This window comes from Gymnodinialimonas sp. 57CJ19 (assembly GCF_038396845.1).
Classification (GTDB): domain Bacteria; phylum Pseudomonadota; class Alphaproteobacteria; order Rhodobacterales; family Rhodobacteraceae; genus Gymnodinialimonas.
On record NZ_CP151587.1, the window covers coordinates 3,077,407 to 3,094,196 of the forward strand.

Sequence of the window (16,790 nt, forward strand, 5' to 3'; positions counted from 1 at the left end):
GCTCAGATCCGCCCGAGGAAAGCCGCCGCCATCAGGCTCAGCTTCTCTCGGCCTGCGGGCGGCTCCAACCGCCCCTCGGCCACGGCCATCGGGTCTGCCACCGCACGCTTCAGAATCGCCTTGGCCCCCGCCACCTCAAACAGGGCCGCGCGGGCCGGCATCGCCACCCCATGGCGCCCCGGCCACGCGCGCAGCGCCTCTTCCGCCAGCGAGGAGATGGCCGCCGCGCGGCCATCGAGGAGCGGCACCCGCCCGCGCGCTTCAAGCGCGGGCACCGCCACCAGATATCGTGCCAAACCAGCGGCGTAGCCGATGGCCTCCGTTGCCGCCGAAGGCGTCCCCCCCAAGGCCCGCAGGGCCGTGTCGATCAAATGGCCCGAGGTCCGCTGGATATACTGCGCAAAGGCCGCCTCATCCTCGAACGGATCCTTGTAAATATCCCACCGCCGCGCCGCGATCAGCCGGTCCAGCGCCGTTGCCCCTTCTGCGTCCAGAAAGCCAAGGGCGTCCACAACCTCGTGCCGCCGCGCCCGGCCTTCGGCGATTTCCTCCAATGCGTCGCGCCACCATTGCAGGCGCATCTCGGCAATCATCGGCTCCTCCGTCACCCAAGGGGCGCGGCTGACTTCGATGTTGAACGCATATAGCGGCAACAACACCTCGCGCGCGGCCAAAGGCGCGGCCATGGCGGCGCGGAAACGGCCCGGATCGCCGCGGGCGACCAGATCGGCACAGGCTTGGATGCTCACAAGGGCCTCGCAACGGACAGCAGATATCCAGTCTCGGCACGGTTCGCCCGCCACGCGGCGATCTCGGCCTCGGCCTCATCCAACGCGCCGTTCATGCGGGCGTCTGCCGTGCGCCGCAGCACCGCAATCCGCGCCTCCATCGGGCGGTAATAACTTTCCCACGCCACATCCGAGAGCTTCCTTGTGGCAATCGTCTCAAACCCCGCCAGTGTCACCTGCGCCGCGATGCCCTTGGCATCGGTCAGGCGCGGGTAATCATCCCACAGAGCTTTCACCACATCCGAGGGCGGGCCATCGGTGAACAAACAGGGCTCCGAAAACGCAATCGCCCCGCCCGGTGCCAGGGCCGGCGCCCATTGGGGAAGCAAATCAGCGATCCCGTGGAAATAGACCGCCCCCGCCGACCAGATGAAATCAAACGGCCCGGTGATTTCGGTGTAGTCGCCCGCCACCAACTCAACCCGCTTATCCGCGCCCCAGCGCTCTCGCGCCGCTTCAATAAACGGCGCGTGGGCGTCGATTGCCGTGACGTGGGCGTCTTTCGCCGCCCGCAACAAAGCGCCCAGATCGCCGCCGGGGCCAGAGCCCGCGTCGCAAATCAGGGCTCCGGCCCGAAGCCCCGCCACCTCTGCCGCCCACGCAACATCGGCGGTTTCTCCCGGCCCCTCTCGGGGCAGGTCGGCGTGGATCTTGTAGAAACTCTCTTTATCCCATGCGCACATCGCAGGTGTTATCCTTCTTCCCGTCTCGGCCCGTTCAAGGCCAGTCCCCAAGGGGGGCTGTGAACATGGGATGGTCACTCTCGACCTGCTCTAGCGCAAGGTCGGAATAGCTGCGCTCGTCGTCCATGCCGAAGGCGGCCGTGGCGTGGAAAACATCGTTATCTTCCCCGTGCCCCACCCAACGCAGGGCGGTGCCATCGGGGAGATGCGCGGCAATCTCGTGGCGCAGGCTATCTTCTCCGGTGCCGGGCTCTCCGGTCACAGCCGACAGCCCCACCAGATGCGGCGCGAGCCGCGCCCAGGTTTGCGCAAAACGGCCCGGCTCGATCAGGGTGGTCAGGTCTCCGCCTTCCGGGTCGCCGGTCAGCACCGCGACCCGGTCGTCGTTGCTGACGACCTCCACCGTGCGAAACCCATCGCCGTATAGCTCCAGATTGCTCAGCCGCACCGGTGTCAGGGCGGCCACATCATCGGCAGAGATCGGTAGTTGCGTCATGGTTTCGCCCCTTCATGGATCAGCTTCCAATTCACCGCGTCCAACAGCGCCTCGAAACTGGCGTCGACGATGTTGGGGGAAACGCCCACCGTGGACCAGCGCCGCCCGGTGCTGTCTTCGCTGTCGATGATGACGCGAGTCACAGCCTCGGTCCCGCCCTGGGTGATGCGCACCTTGAAATCGACCAGCCGGATGTCTTCGATCAGGTTCTGATACGGGCCCAGGTCTTTGGCCAGCGCCTTGGAGAGCGCGTTTACCGGGCCGCGGTCGCTGCCGGTTTCGTCCATCGACTCACTGACGGACAGGGTCTTCACCCCGCCCACCTTCACGACAACCATTGCCTCGGACAGGCTGATCATCCGGTTATACTTGTTTTTGCGCCGCTCCACGGTGACCCGGTAGCGCTTCACCTCAAAGAATTCGGGCAGAAGGCCAAGTTCCCGCCGTGCCAGCAGCTCGAATGAGGCCTGCGCGGTATCGAAGCTATAGCCCTGATCTTCGCGCTCCTTGATCGTATCGAGGATACGCGCCAGCGCCGGATCGCCCTTTTCCACCTGCAAACCCGCGTCCGCCAGCCGTTTGCGCAGGTTGGATTGGCCCGCCTGATTGGACATCGGAATGATGCGCGCGTTGCCCACGGTTTCCGGCTCGATATGCTCATAGGTCGTCGGATTTTTGACGATGGCCGAGGCATGGAGCCCTGCCTTGTGGGCAAAGGCCGAGGCCCCCACATAGGGCGCCTGGCGCTGGGGCACGCGGTTCAGGATATCGTCCAACATCCGTGACAGACGCGTCAGACCAGCCAGCTTTTCCTCTGCAATTCCGGTATCGAAGGCGGAACGATAGGGCTCTTTCAGCAGCAGCGTCGCGATCAGGGTGGTGAGGTTGGCGTTGCCACAACGCTCTCCCAAACCGTTCAGCGTGCCTTGGATCTGGCGCACGCCCGCCTCCACCGCCGCAAGGCTGCCTGCCACGGCGGTTTCCGTGTCGTTGTGGGTGTGGATGCCCAAATGGTCGCCGGGGATGCCTGAGGCGATCACTTCTTTGGCGATGGCGAAGATCTCGGCGGGCAGCGTGCCGCCGTTGGTATCGCAGAGAACGACCCAACGGGCACCGGCCTGATGGGCCGCGTGGATGCATTCCAGCGCGTAGTCGGGGTTGGCCTTGTAGCCATCGAAGAAGTGCTCGGCATCAAACAGGGCCTCGCGGCCTTGGGCGTTGATATGAGCGATGGAGGCGCGGATGTTTTCGACGTTCTCGGGGAGCGATATTCCGAGGGCCTCGGTCACGTGGAAATCGTGGGACTTGCCGACGAGGCAGACGGTTTTCGTGCCTGCGTTGAGGACGGCAGCCAGCACGTCGTCATTCTCGGCCGAGCGGCCTGCCCGCTTGGTCATCCCGAAGGCGGTCATCTTCGCCCGCGTGGCGGGGGCGGCATCAAAAAAGGCGCTGTCGGTGGGGTTCGCGCCGGGCCAGCCGCCCTCGATATAATCGAGGCCGAGGGCATCGAGTGCCTCGGCTATGCGGACCTTTTCGGGGGTGGAGAATTGCACGCCCTGGGTCTGCTGGCCGTCGCGGAGAGTGGTGTCGTAGAGGTAGAGGCGGTCTTTGCTCATTGGGGGCCTCCGGTGGGGGTGCTCAAGCTTGAGCAGACCTTTAAGATATTGTTTTTGTTTGATTTAGCCACCGGATCGCCCGCGATCCGGTTCGCCCCCGACCCGCCCCCCAGGGCGGGGGCGAAATCGCCCCCACCCTCGGGCCGGGCGCGAACCTGCGTTGGGTTATGCATCAGAGGTTCTCCAGTTTGGCTGGGTCGAAGTTGGGGCCCGGGACAAGGTCCACTCCCGCCTTGGACATACGCACCTCGACGCCTGCATCGGTGAGCGCGGACTTGAGGGCATCCACAGTCGAAAAATCCTTCGTTTGCATCGCCTCTTCGCGAGCCGTCCCAAGACGCGCCGCGAACGCAGACAAATCGGCCCCGTCGCTCACAGCCCACTCCGGCACCTGCCCTTCCCAAAGCCCCATCACCGACAACGCCGCTCCAAGCTCGGCCCCGTCAAGCTTGTGCATCTCGGCCAAGGCCTGATGGGTGTTGAGGTCGTCGGCCAGTGCCGCGACAACCGCCTCGGGCACCGCGTCGCCCGGCTCTGCCGCCGCGTACCACTTCCGCAACGTCTTCTCCGCCTCAACCCGCTTCTTCTCGGTCCAGTCCATCGGCTTGCCGTAATGCGTGGACAGCATCACGAAGCGGATCACCTCGCCCGGCACGCCGCTGTCCAGCAAATCGCGCACAGTGAAGAAGTTGCCCAAGGACTTGGACATCTTCTTGCCCTCGACCTGCAACATCTCGTTGTGCATCCAGATATTTGCAAAGCCGTGGCCTGCCGCGCAGGATTGTGCGACCTCGTTTTCGTGGTGCGGGAACAGCAGGTCCGCGCCGCCGCCGTGGATGTCGAAGGTCTCTCCCAGGATCGAATGGGCCATGGCCGAGCATTCGATGTGCCAGCCGGGGCGACCCCTGCCCCACGGGCTGTCCCAGCCGGGGATGTCATCTGCCGACGGCTTCCAGAGGACGAAGTCCATCGGGTCCTCTTTATAGGGCGCGACCTCGACCCTTGCGCCTGCGATCATGTCATCGACAGAGCGCCCCGACAGCTTGCCGTAGTCGTCAAAGCTGCGCACCCGGAACAGGGCGTGGCCGTCGCGGGCATAGGCGAAATCCTTTTCGATAAGATCCTCGATAAAGGCAACCATCTGCTCGATATACTCGGTGGCACGGGGCATATGGGTGGGGTCGAGCACGCCAAGGGCGCGGGTGTCATCGAGGTACCATTGCGCGGTCTCGGCGGTGAGGTCCGCGATCTTGCGCCCTTCTTCGGCGGCGCGGGCGTTAATCTTGTCGTCCACGTCGGTGAAGTTGCGCACGAAAGTGACGTTCCCCTCGCCATAGACATGGCGCAGCAGGCGAAACAGCTGGTCAAACACAACGGCAGAGCGCGCGTTGCCGATATGGGCGCGGTCGTAAACCGTGGGCCCGCAGACATACATCGAGACCTTTCCCGGCTCGATCGGTTGCAACACCTCGATGCGGCGAGACTTGGAGTTCTTCAGGCGGATTTCGACCATAATATCAAGCTTTCGGGCAGGCGAGAACAAAGCGCGAGACCGGGCTATCAGATAGGTAGAATTAAGAAAACCACACTTAGCCGGTCCGCAGAAGTTAGCGGATAATGAGACAACCGGGACAGGACAATGTGTGCGTCATGGCCTTGGTGTAGCACGGCGGGCTTCGCCGCGACAAGCTGCCCGTGAATTTGCGGGACGCGGTGACACAATTGGGGTTGCGTGTGCCCGCCTGTCCAAGCACCGTCGGGTGGAACGCGGGCTTGGACGGTCCGCCCGACCAACCCCGTTTCGGAGCTTTGCCCATGCCTGCATATTCAAACCGTCTTGAAGGACTGAACGGCGGAGGGGACGACGGCTGGGGCCTGTTCTACCGCGCCCGCGCCATGAAGACCGCCGGAGAGCCGGTTCTGGAGTTGACTATTGGAGAGCACGACATCGGCACCGCGCCCGAAATCCTTGATGCCATGGATGCCTCGGCGCGGGGCGGACATACAGGATACGCGGCGATCCCCGGCACCACGGGCCTGCGCGAAGCAATCGCCAAGCGCTTGCGATCCTTTGCGGATCTGCCCTACGGCCCCGAAAACGTGCTGGTCACGCCGGGCGGGCAATCGGCGCTGTTTGCCGCCCATAGCCTTGCGTGCGACCATGGCGACACGGCGCTGATGATCGACCCCTATTATGCCACCTACCCCGGCACCCTGCGCGGTGTCGGCGCCATCCCCCGCGCCGTGCCGACCTACCCGGAAGACGGGTTTCAACCGCGCGAGGCGGATTTGATGGCCGCCGCCGAAGGCGCCAAGAGCCTGCTGATGAACAGCCCCAACAACCCCACGGGCGCGGTCTACACCGACGCCACGCTGGACGGGATTGCCCGCGTCGCCAAGGCCCATGACCTTTGGGTGATCGCCGACGAGGTCTATGACAGTCAGGTGTGGGAAGGGGTACACCGCCCCATCGCCAGCTTGCCCGGCATGTTCGAGCGCACCCTGACGGTGGGGTCTTTGTCGAAGTGCCACGCGATGACCGGGTCCCGGCTCGGGTGGGTTGCGGGCCCTGTGGAGGCGATTGAGCATCTGACGAACCTGTCCACCCACACCACCTATGGGGTGCCGGGTTACATTCAGGACGCGGGCGAGTTTGCACTGTCCCAAGGCCCCGAGGCCGAGGCGATCGTGGCCGCGCCATTCGTGCGCCGCCGGGCCATATTGCTGGAAAAGCTGGCGGGGCAGCAGGCGATCAAGGCCATTCCGCCTGCGGGGGCGATGTATGTGATGCTCGACATCCGCGCCACGGGCCTGAGCGGGAAAGCCTTCGGAGAGGCGTTGCTGGACGAAGAGATGGTCGCCGTGATGCCCGGCGAAAGCTTTGGCGAGGCCGCAGCGGGCCATGTGCGGGTCGCCTTGACCCTGCCCGATGAGATTTTCGCCGAGGCGATGGATCGTCTGTTCGCCTTTGCGGCGCGGAAACTGGCGGCGTAGGCGCCGCGGTGGTGGAGGGAGTATCCGCCACGAAAAAGGCCCGCCCCCATTGGTTGGGGACGGGCCATCGCGGTAGCGTATCGGATATCAGAAGCGGAAGGCCGCGTTGATGCCGAAGGTCGTGGCGGAAATATCATTGCCGGTGCCGTCGAAGTCCTCAAACTCGTGCTGAAGGACTTCTGCACCAAGGGTGATCTGATCGGTGACCATGTAATCCATGCCGGCACCGAAGAAGTAGCCGGTGTCGTCGTAGTCGACGCCTGCGATTTCGGCAGACGCCTGGGCGACACCCACTGTACCGTAGATCAGCGCAGGGCCGGCATCATAGCCAACTTCGACGCCCAAACGGTGCACGGAGTCGAGCGAACCAACGGTGGTGCCCGTCGTGCCTTCCAGATCGATGTCGGCGAAGTTCAGGTCCAGCTCACCGCCAACAACAACGTTGCCGAAGTCGTAACGGTACCCGCCGAACACGCCGTAAAGCGCGCCGTCACCTGCGTTGGGATCGGCGTCAACGTCACCGTATTCCAGCTGGATACCGCCATATGCGCCGGTCCAATCGGTGCCAACGGGCGTGATCGGGGCCACGATGGGGGCGGGCGCCGGCGCAGGTGTGGGGGCAACGCCACCGGCAAAAGCTGCGGCGGGGGCGAGAATGGATGCGATCGTGCCTGATAAGAGAGCGTTTTTCATAGCTGATTTCCTCATTGTCCGTGTCAGGAATTTTATAGGTTCCGGGTGACCAACGCCTTGGGTTGGCGTGGGTTCCGACACAGAGCTAAGGTCTTGCGGCGCGATTACACCTCACAAGCAGGTGAGCCGGGGGTGACGGCCAAAACCTGCTTGTTTTCAATCTGGTAGGCAGCAAATTGCCGCCGCGTCCTGGCCCGTCACATCGTTGTGAAGTGACGTCTGGGAAGGTTAACGAGGCAGGGCGGCGGCCTCGCGGGCGAGGCGTTCGACCTCGGCCCAATCGCCTGCTTCGACGGCGGATTTGGGGGCCACCCAGGAGCCGCCTGCGCAGACCACGTTGGGCAGGCTGAGGTAATCATTTGCGTTGCCCATGCTGACCCCGCCCGTGGGGCAGAAAGACACCTGGGGGATCGGCGCGCCGATGGCTTTGAGCGCGGGCGCGCCGCCGTTGGCCTCGGCGGGGAAAAACTTCAGCATGTCAAAGCCCTGCTCGAACAGGAACATCACCTCGGACGCGGTGGCGGCACCGGGAAGCAGGGGCAGTTCATTGGCGATGCAGGCATCAATCAGCCGCGCCGTGACGCCGGGAGAGACGCCAAAAGTGGCCCCGGCGGCTTTGGCGTTCTCGACGTCCCGGGGGGTGAGCAATGTCCCTGCCCCCACGACACCGCCTTCGACCGTCGCCATTTCCGAGATGACATCCAACGCGCAAGGGGTGCGCAGCGTGACCTCCAGGGCGGGGAGGCCGCCCGAAACCAGCGCCTGAGCCAGGGGTTTGGCATGGGCGGCGTCGTTTACCACGAGGACCGGGATGATCGGCGCGAGGGCCGCAATACGGTGGGCAGCAAGGGATTGTGCTTGGGGCGTCATGGCGACTTCCTTTCGGGCCGGGGCGCAGGTGGCGAGGACGGGAGCCTCCGGCGGGAGTTGTACCGGCCAAGATGAAGCCGGGGAGCGTTTCCGTTTCGGGTGGGGTTAAACGACGACACCGGCACCGTTGGTAGCGGGACCTGCGGCTTGGCGGAAGATTTCGAACAGTTCGCGTCCGACGCCGTGGGTGTTGCTGGAGAGGTCGGGGGTGGCGATGGGGCGGGTGTCCACGCCTTCCGTGAGGACATCGAGGGTGCCGTTGGTGGCATCGACGCGGATCATGTCGCCGTTTTGCAGGCGGCCGATCAGGCCGCCGTCCAGCGCCTCGGGGGCGACGTGGATGGCGGAGGGGACTTTGCCCGATGCCCCGGACATGCGGCCATCGGTGACCAGCGCCACCCGGTGGCCACGCCCTTGAAGGATCGAGAGCAGCGGCGTGAGGGAGTGGAGTTCCGGCATACCGTTGGCTTTGGGGCCCTGGAAGCGCACGACCACGACCACATCGCGGTTGAGTTCGTTGTTCTTGAAGGCTTCTTTGACCGCATCCTGGGTGTGGAAGATGGCGGCGGGTGCCTCGATACAATGGCGCTCAGGATCGACGGCAGAGACTTTCATCACGCCGATGCCGAGGTTGCCTTTCAGCTCGGCCAGACCACCCGTGGGGGCGAAGGGATCGGCTGCGGGACGCAGGATCTTGTCGTTGAGGGAGGTCTTGGTGCCGGGGCGATAGTGGAACGCGCCGTCGTTCAGGGCGGGTTCCTGGGTATAGAGCGAAAGGCCATCGCCGGCAGCGGTTTTGACATCCTCGTGCATCAGGCCCGCGTCCAGAAGTTCGCCGATCATGTAGCCAAGGCCACCGGCGGCGTGGAAGTGGTTCACGTCGGCCAAGCCGTTGGGATAGACCCGCGCCATCAGCGGGGTGACTTCCGATATGTCGTTGAAATCGCTGCATTCCAGGATGATCCCGGCGGCGCGCGCCATGGCGATGAGGTGGATCACCAGGTTGGTGGAGCCGCCCGTGGCCATGAGGCCCACGAGGCCGTTTACGAAGGCTTTTTCGTCAAGGATATCGCAGACCGGCGTATAGGCGTTGCCAAGCGCGGTGATGGCGGCGGCGCGTTCGGTCGCGGCGGCGGTCAGGGCATCGCGCAGGGGGGTGCCGGGATTGACGAAGGAGGCGCCCGGAAGGTGCAGGCCCATGAATTCCATCAGCATCTGGTTGGAGTTCGCCGTGCCGTAGAAGGTACAGGTGCCCGGCCCGTGGTAGGAGGCCATTTCGGCCTCCATCAGTTTATCCCGGCCCACTTCGCCGTTGGCGAACTGCTGACGCACGCGGGCTTTTTCATCGTTGGGCAGGCCCGAGACCATGGGGCCTGCGGGCACGAACAGCGCAGGCATATAGCCGAAGGTGGCCGCGGCCATGACGAGGCCCGGCACGATCTTGTCGCAGACGCCGAGGTAAAGCGCGGCGTCAAAGGTGTTGTGGGAGAGCGCCACGCCTGCGGCCATGGCGATGACGTCGCGGGAGAAGAGCGATAGTTCCATCCCGACCTGTCCTTGCGTGACGCCGTCGCACATGGCGGGCACGCCGCCTGCGACCTGGGCCGTGGCACCGGCGGCGCGGGCGGCGTCCTTGATCTTCTGCGGAAAGGTCTCGAACGGTTGATGCGCGGACAGCATATCGTTGTAGGCGGTGACGATGCCGATGTTGGGCGCACGTGCCGCGACCAGAGCATCCTTGTCGCCTTCCATTGCCGCATAGGCGTGGGCCTGGTTGCCGCAGGTCAGATGGGCGCGGCGGGGGCCATCTTCGGCCAGTTTGCCCATGCGTTCCAGATAGGGGACGCGCGTAGGGCGGGAACGTTCAATGATGCGGTCTGTGATGGCGGCGATGCGGCTGTCGAGTGGCATGGGGGCTGCTCCGTGAGGTCAGTTGCGCATGAGGTATCATGTTAGCGCTAACACGTCCAGAGGTCGAAAACACTGTTCTGCCCCCTGCCCTGCGGCCCCGAAAAAAAGGGCCACGGCGGGCGTCATGGCCCCTGGGAAAACGGGCGATTTTCCCGCGCCGCGGTGGGGTCTAATGGGGCTGCACGCCGGGCAGGAACACCGGCTGATCACGGTAGAGCAAGGAGATGCCGTCCTTGAACACATGGACCTTCTCGGGCGCGGCGGTCAGCTTGACCGAGGTGCCACGCAAGTCCTTGTGGATGCCCGCAAGTTTGCCGATGACCGGCTCATGATCCGGGGCGGCTTTTTCAAAATAGAGCAGGGTCACTTCGCCCAATGCTTCGGTGATTTCGACCTTGGCCTGGAAGGCGAAATTGGAGGCATCGGTTTCCATCATGTCCTCGGGGCGAATTCCGACCTCGACCTCGGCGCCCGTGTCGGCGTCGGTGGAGGGGTAATCGGAGATGATCATGCCGCCGCCCTCATGCATCTGCAGCGTCGTCTTGGCGCCGGTACCCACGATCTTGCCGCGCAAAAGGTTCATGGCGGGCGAGCCGATGAACCGGGCCACGAAGGTGGAATTGGGGCGTTCGTACAGGTCCAGCGGCGCGCCCACCTGTGCCACACCGCCGCCGGCCAGCACCACGATGCGCGAGGCCAAGGTCATCGCCTCGACCTGATCGTGGGTGACGTAGATCATCGTGCTGTCGGGCATCTCTTCCTTGAGTTGCGCGATCTGGATGCGGGTGGCGACGCGCAGGCTGGCGTCGAGGTTGGAGAGCGGCTCATCAAAGAGGTAAACCTTGGGGTCGCGCACGATGGAGCGGCCAATGGCGACGCGTTGGCGTTGCCCGCCCGACAGCGCCTTGGGCAGACGATCGAGGAAGTTTTCCAGCTGGAGCTTTTCCGCCGCGGCCTGCACTTTGGCGTCGATGGTGGCCGCATCATCGCCCGCGATCTTCAGGGCGAAGGCCATGTTATCGCGCACCGTCATGTGGGGATACAAAGCGTAGGATTGGAACACCATTGCGATGCCGCGCTCGGAAGGGGGCACGTCGTTGACGACCTGATTGTCGATCTCCAGCTCTCCGCCGGTGATCTTTTCCAAGCCCGCAATCATCCGCAGCAGGGTGGACTTGCCGCAGCCCGAGGGGCCGACGAACACGATCAGTTCGCCCTGTTCGATCTCCAGATTGATATCGCGCAACACCTGAACCGAGCCGCCGTAGGTCTTTTCCACGTCCGTGAGTTTTAGACTGGCCATTGCCGTTTCTCCCTATCTTGCGACACGCAGCGCAAGCGCGGGCTGCCACGGTCCGAGGTGTAGTTTTCCGTCCGGCGCGGGGCCGGTCGATCCCAGTTCTTGCCCGATCTGCACCCAATTGCCTGCGGGCGCGTCGATGACGGCAGGCTCTCCCGACAGGTTGATGGCCACAAAGACGGTCTCGTCGCCCTGGGTCCGAGTGAAGTGCAGCACGTCGCCCTGGGCCGTTACATCGGCGTGGGTGCCTTTGCTGAGGGCTTTGTGGGCATGGCGGAAGCCAATGGCGCGGCGGTAGTGGTGCAGGAGCGATCCGGGGTCTTCCTCTTGCGCGGCGACATTTTGGGACAGGTGTTCATGGCTGACGGGCAGCCAAGGCTGGCCCTTTGTAAAGCCGCCGTTCTGGTTAGAGGCCTCCCACACCATCGGGGTGCGGCACCCGTCGCGGCCCTTGAACTCGGGCCAGAACTCGATCCCGTAGGGGTCTTGCAGCGCCTCGAACGGGACGTCGGCCTCGTGCAGGCCCAATTCCTCGCCCTGATACAGGCACAATGACCCGCGCAGGCACATCATTAACGTCGTTAACGCACGCGCCGCGGCAGGCGGCAAATCCCACCGTGTCGTGTGGCGCACCACATCGTGGTTGGAGAACGCAAGGCAGGCCCACCCATCGGGGGCGGCCTTGTCGATCTGCGCCAGAACATCGACAAACCGTGCGGCCGTGGGGCGTTCTTTCGACAGGAATTCAAAGGTGTAGCACATGTGAACCATGTCATCGCCGGCGGTGTATTGGCCCATGATCTCTAGCCCGAACTGCGCATCGCCCACTTCCCCCACGGCCGTGGCGGCGGGGTATTCATCCAACACCGCACGGAACCGCCGTAGAAATTCAAGGTTCTCGGGCTGGTTCTTGGAGTAGAGGTGCAGCTGGTGATTATAGGGGTTCACGCTTGGCGCGATTGTATCGTCGCGCTGATCCTTGGGCAGCGCCGGGTTCGAGCGGAGCTGCTTGTCGTGCACGTAGAAGTTAATCGTATCAAGGCGGAACCCGTCCACGCCCCGATCCAGCCAGAAGCGCACCACATCCAGCAGCGCATCCTGCACCGCAGGTTCGTGGAAGTTCAAATCAGGCTGCGAGACAAGGAAGTTGTGCAGGTAGTATTGCTCGCGCCGGGCGTCCCATTGCCAAGCCGAGCCGCCGAAGATCGACAGCCAGTTATTGGGCGGCGTGCCATCGTCATTGGGGTCCGCCCAGACGTACCAATTGGCGCGGTCGTTGTCGCGGCTGGCCCGGCTTTGCGCGAACCACGGGTGCGCGTCCGAGGTATGCGACAGCACCAGATCAATCATCACTTTCAGGCCAAGGGTGTGGGCGGTTTCGATCAGGACATCGAAATCCGACAACGATCCGAACATCGGGTCCACATCGCAGTAGTCACTGACGTCATAGCCAAAATCCTTCATCGGAGAGGTGAAGAAAGGGCTGATCCAGATCGCATCCACCCCAAGGGACTGGATGTGCGACAGGCGTTGGGTGATCCCGTTAAGGTCACCGATCCCGTCGCCATTGCTGTCTTGATAGCTGCGCGGATAGATCTGATAGATCACCGCGCCGCGCCACCAATCGGCGTCAGGGGCAAGGATTTGTTCAGGGTGCAAGGCTTGGATAGCGGACATTGGCAAGAACTCTGCGCTGGAGGATTTACTTCACGGACCCGGCCAGAAGGCCGCGCACGAGATAGCGTTGCATGGAGAAGAAGACGACGAGCGGGATCGCGATGGAGACAAAAGCCGCCGTCGCAAGGATGCCCCAATCGCCGCCACGAGACCCCAGAAGGTCATCGGCGATTTTAACGGTCATCACCTGCGCGTCTCCGGTGGAGGGCAGGAAGACCTTGGCGACCAGAAGGTCGTTCCACGTCCACAGGAACTGGAAGATCGCGAAGGAGGCCAGCGCCGGGAAGGAGAGCGGCAGGATGATCTTGGTGAAGATCTGGAAATCTGTCGCGCCGTCCACCTTGGCGGACTCGATGATATCGCGGGGCAGACCGACCATGTAGTTGCGGAGCAGATAGACGGCGAGCGGCAAGCCAAAGCCCGTGTGGGCCAGCCAAATCCCCAGGAAAGATTGCCCGATCCCGATTTGGTTATGCAGGTTCAGCAGCGGCACCAGCGCCAATTGCAGCGGCACCACAAGCAGGCCCACGACGCAGGCAATCAGGAAGCCACGCCCCGGAAAATCCATCCACGCCAGCGCGTAGGCTGCGAAAGCTGCAATCAGGATCGGAATGATCGTGGCCGGAATCGTGACGGTCAACGTGTTGATGAAATTTCGGAAAATACCTGTCTCTTCAAACAACAGCTCACCAAAGGTGGCGCCCGAGGCGATTTCTTGGGCGCGTTCTTCCTCGTCCAGTCCGGTCAGGACCTCGGCGTAGTTGCCCAAGGTGAAATCGGGGGGCGTTTCGGCAAGGAAGTAGAGCCTTGGGCCCGCGTCATCAATCGGCTCGGGCGAGGTGTAGACATAGCTGCCATCGGCATTGACCACGACCGTCCCGCCATCGCGGTTCTCAGCGGTTTGGCCGGCGGCAAAGGCCCCCGGCTCTCGGCCCCGAAGGCCGAAAGCGGCAATGGCGTTCGCGCCCGAGGTAAACTGATCGCGCACTTCGCCGGTCTCGAAAATATTGCCTTGGACGACGTAAAGATCACCGTCGCGGGTCGGCGCATCGTCGGCGCGGGTTCGGTAGGAGAGCTCCACCGAGAAAGGCGCCTCCCACCAGCCCGAGGCGCTGATCTGGTCCCGGTCCCGGAACGAGGACACGAACAGCCCCACCGTCGGGATCAGCCACAGCAACACGATGATGAACACAGCCACGTTGGTGACAATGGAAAGGCCGGATTTCTGTCCTGCGATGTTATCCATTGACTTCGCTCCTCAGGTCACGGGCCATTAGCGCATCTCCTTGCGGGCTTGCACGATGTTCCAGATCATCACCGGCAGGACGACGAGCATGATGACGAAGGCCACCGCCGTCGCCTGCCCGTCGTCGCGGAACATGAAATCCATCATGAAGGAGGGCAGAATTTCGGTGCCATAGTTGCCCCCGGTCATCGTGTAGACGATGTCGAAGACCTTCAGCACGAGGATGGTGATCGTGGTCCAGACCACAACGATGGTGCCGATGATCTGCGGCACCTTGATCTTGAAGAACACCTGGAACGAGTTGGCGCCGTCGATGATCGCGGCCTCGATGGTTTCTTCGGGCACGCCGCGCAGGGCAGCGGACAGGATCACCATGGCAAAGCCGGTTTGAATCCAGATCAGGATCACCATCAGCAGGAAGTTATTCCAGAACGGGATTTGCAAAGGGTCCAGAGCCTCGCCGCCGAAGCTGGTGCGAATGGCGTTGATGATGCCCAGATCGGGGTCTTGGGCGTAGACGAATTTCCAGATCAAGGACGCGCCCACGAAGGAAATCGCCATCGGCATGAAGATGATCGACTTGGCGATATTGCCCCACTTCAGCCGGTCTGTGAGTTGCGCGATCAGCAGCCCCATGAAGGTGGTGACAGCAGGCACGACCAAGGCCCAAAGGATGTTGTTGAGGAAGGCTTGGCGGAAATCCGGGTTGTTAAATAAGCGGATATAGTTGCCCGCCCCCACGAACTCATCGCCCGAGCGGTCGTACATGGACCGGATGAAAGAGCCGATCACCGGATAGACAAGGTAAAGGCCCAAGGCGAAGACGGCGGGGAACAGGAACACCCAAGGGCGGACGATATTGGCGCGGTTGATGTTGCGCCCGGCGTTTGGCCCACGGGCTGGAAACAGCACTTTGTCGAGGAACAGGTTCGCGGCGTAGAAGTAGCCAACGCAGCCACCGACGCCGATGATGATGGTGATGATGCCTTGTAGAATTGGCGGCATGCCCGTGCCTCCCCCTGTGCCTGGTTCGGCCAGGCGCCCCCGAAAGCGCGCCCCTGCCGTAGACCGGGCCTTGGCCCGGAGCCCGGCCCCGCCGCTGTGCATGGCGGGGCCGGAAAAGTGTATCAGGTCAGATACTTACTGGATCTCTGCCCAACGGTCCTGAATGCGGCCCGCAACGGATGCTGCGTCTTCGCCGCCCACATAGTCAACCATGCCGGACCAGAAGATGCCTTGGCCAATCTCGGACGGCATCAGGTCAGAGGCGTCAAAGCGGAAGGTTGTGGCACCCAGAAGAATGTCGTTCATCTGACGCAGCGTGTCCGAGGCGAACAGCTCGCTGTTGACGCCGGTGTGCGGTGTCAGGAAGCCCGATTGCGCCATCCAGATTTCGTGGCTGATCTCGGTCTGCAAGAACGCCATGAACGCCTGTGCTGCATCGCTGTCTTGGGTGATCCCGAACAACGTGCCCGCGCCCAGAACGGGGGAGCCGAGGTCTTCGCTTTCAAAGGCCGGGAAGTAGAAGAAATCGCTGTCGGCATCTTCCGGGAAGAACGTCGGGATGAACGACGCCTGACGGTGCATGTAGCATTCCGCCGGGAAGGTGAAGAGGCCAAGGGGGCTTTCGCGGAAGTCGGTGGCCGCGACGGCTTCGACGCCCCCGTTCACATAGTCGCCGTTGCGGGCGAACGTTCCGAAGGTCTCGATCGCGTTAATCACTTCTGGGGAGTTGAACGGCATCTCGTTCGACACCCAGGCGTCATAAACGTCTGGCGATTGCGTACGCAGCATCAGGTCTTCGACCCAATCGGTTGCGGGCCAGCCCGTTGCGCCACCGGACCCCAGACCGATGCACCAGGGGGTTTCGCCGTCGGCCACGATCTGGTCGTTCAACGCCAGCAGCTCTTCCATGGTTTCTGGAACGTCGTAGCCCGCCTCTTCAAACGCTTCTGGCGAATACCAGACCAATGATTTCAGATCGACCTTATAGAAGAAGCCGAAAAGGCCCTCTTCGCCGTCAGCACCGGCGGCGGTGCCAAGGGACACCCAGCTATCGCCTGCCGCATAGTTGGCGCGGATCCAATCGGCGGTTTCGGGGGCCAGAGGCGTCAGCGCACCGCGCGCGGCAAGGTCTGTCATCAGGCCGGGCTGAGGAAACACAGCGATATTCGGCGCCGAGCCCGCTTGTGTCGCAATCACGATGTCCTGCTCGAAGTTGTCAGAGCCGGAATATTGCACCGACGCGCCGGTCGCGCTTTCGAAGTAATCAATAACGGCGTTAACCAGTTCCGCATCCGCGCCGGTCCAAGGCCCGGTGATCGTCAGCTCTTGGCCCGTCAGATCGAACGCATCCGCATAGGCGGTGTAGCTATCCCAGTTGAAGGCGCCCTCGCCCACGGGGAAGATATGCTCGACATGGCCATCGGCCAACGCACCTGTCGCGGAAATCGCCAGCGCGGCGGCGCTGGCCAAATAAAACTTCTTCATTGGTGACCTCCCAGTCAGTTTACCGC

General features: G+C 63.2%; 14 protein-coding genes. 1 reads left to right on the forward strand and 13 read right to left on the reverse strand.

Annotated features, from left to right (window positions below; genetic code table 11):
- Positions 1 to 2: 2 nt before the first annotated feature.
- The 5 genes from AADW23_RS15005 to cysS all read right to left on the reverse strand — a co-directional run bounded on the left by AADW23_RS15005 (position 3) and on the right by cysS (position 5,096).
- A complete protein-coding gene (locus tag AADW23_RS15005) occupies positions 3 to 749 on the reverse strand; it encodes a squalene/phytoene synthase family protein (RefSeq protein WP_341861747.1) in 747 nt (248 codons plus the stop codon).
- A complete protein-coding gene (locus tag AADW23_RS15010) occupies positions 746 to 1,471 on the reverse strand; it encodes a methyltransferase domain-containing protein (RefSeq protein WP_341861748.1) in 726 nt (241 codons plus the stop codon). The genes AADW23_RS15005 and AADW23_RS15010 overlap by 4 nt, the downstream gene beginning before the upstream one ends.
- Positions 1,472 to 1,505: 34 nt before the next feature.
- Positions 1,506 to 1,967, reverse strand: a complete 462-nt coding sequence (locus tag AADW23_RS15015; protein ID WP_341861749.1) for a hypothetical protein — start codon at positions 1,965 to 1,967, stop codon at positions 1,506 to 1,508.
- Positions 1,964 to 3,583 (reverse strand): citramalate synthase, encoded by a 1,620-nt coding sequence (cimA, locus tag AADW23_RS15020; protein ID WP_341861750.1) that lies wholly within the window; start codon positions 3,581 to 3,583, stop codon positions 1,964 to 1,966. The genes AADW23_RS15015 and cimA overlap by 4 nt, the downstream gene beginning before the upstream one ends.
- Before the next feature lie 172 nt (positions 3,584 to 3,755).
- Positions 3,756 to 5,096, reverse strand: coding sequence for a cysteine--tRNA ligase (cysS, locus tag AADW23_RS15025; protein WP_341861751.1), 1,341 nt, complete (start codon positions 5,094 to 5,096; stop codon positions 3,756 to 3,758).
- A gap of 302 nt (positions 5,097 to 5,398) precedes the next feature.
- On the opposite strand from cysS, the gene AADW23_RS15030 reads away from it, so the two are divergent.
- Entirely contained in the window at positions 5,399 to 6,577 is a 1,179-nt protein-coding gene (locus tag AADW23_RS15030; protein ID WP_341861752.1) for an aminotransferase class I/II-fold pyridoxal phosphate-dependent enzyme, read from the forward strand.
- Between the two features lie 87 nt (positions 6,578 to 6,664).
- Here the strand turns inward: AADW23_RS15030 and AADW23_RS15035 are convergent, their stop codons facing one another.
- The 8 genes from AADW23_RS15035 to AADW23_RS15070 form a co-directional block, all read right to left on the reverse strand.
- Positions 6,665 to 7,270 carry an outer membrane beta-barrel protein gene (locus tag AADW23_RS15035; protein ID WP_341861753.1) on the reverse strand — a complete coding sequence of 202 codons (606 nt, stop codon included), beginning with the start codon at positions 7,268 to 7,270 and terminating at the stop codon, positions 6,665 to 6,667.
- 228 nt (positions 7,271 to 7,498) lie between these two features.
- On the reverse strand, positions 7,499 to 8,140 hold the full coding sequence (eda, locus tag AADW23_RS15040; protein ID WP_341861754.1) for a bifunctional 4-hydroxy-2-oxoglutarate aldolase/2-dehydro-3-deoxy-phosphogluconate aldolase: 642 nt from the start codon (positions 8,138 to 8,140) through the stop codon (positions 7,499 to 7,501).
- Positions 8,141 to 8,245: 105 nt separating this feature from the next.
- Positions 8,246 to 10,051, reverse strand: a complete 1,806-nt coding sequence (edd, locus tag AADW23_RS15045; protein ID WP_341861755.1) for a phosphogluconate dehydratase — start codon at positions 10,049 to 10,051, stop codon at positions 8,246 to 8,248.
- 169 nt (positions 10,052 to 10,220) lie between these two features.
- On the reverse strand, positions 10,221 to 11,354 hold the full coding sequence (gene ugpC / locus AADW23_RS15050; RefSeq protein WP_341861756.1) for a sn-glycerol-3-phosphate ABC transporter ATP-binding protein UgpC: 1,134 nt from the start codon (positions 11,352 to 11,354) through the stop codon (positions 10,221 to 10,223).
- A 12-nt stretch (positions 11,355 to 11,366) separates the two neighbouring features.
- On the reverse strand, positions 11,367 to 13,028 hold the full coding sequence (locus tag AADW23_RS15055) for an alpha-glucosidase (protein ID WP_341861757.1): 1,662 nt from the start codon (positions 13,026 to 13,028) through the stop codon (positions 11,367 to 11,369).
- Positions 13,029 to 13,053: 25 nt separating this feature from the next.
- A complete protein-coding gene (locus AADW23_RS15060; protein ID WP_341861758.1) occupies positions 13,054 to 14,274 on the reverse strand; it encodes a carbohydrate ABC transporter permease in 1,221 nt (406 codons plus the stop codon).
- A gap of 27 nt (positions 14,275 to 14,301) precedes the next feature.
- Positions 14,302 to 15,279, reverse strand: a complete 978-nt coding sequence (locus tag AADW23_RS15065) for a sugar ABC transporter permease (RefSeq protein ID WP_341861759.1) — start codon at positions 15,277 to 15,279, stop codon at positions 14,302 to 14,304.
- A gap of 135 nt (positions 15,280 to 15,414) precedes the next feature.
- Entirely contained in the window at positions 15,415 to 16,764 is a 1,350-nt protein-coding gene (locus AADW23_RS15070; RefSeq protein WP_341861760.1) for an ABC transporter substrate-binding protein, read from the reverse strand.
- Between the last annotated feature and the right edge of the window lie 26 nt (positions 16,765 to 16,790).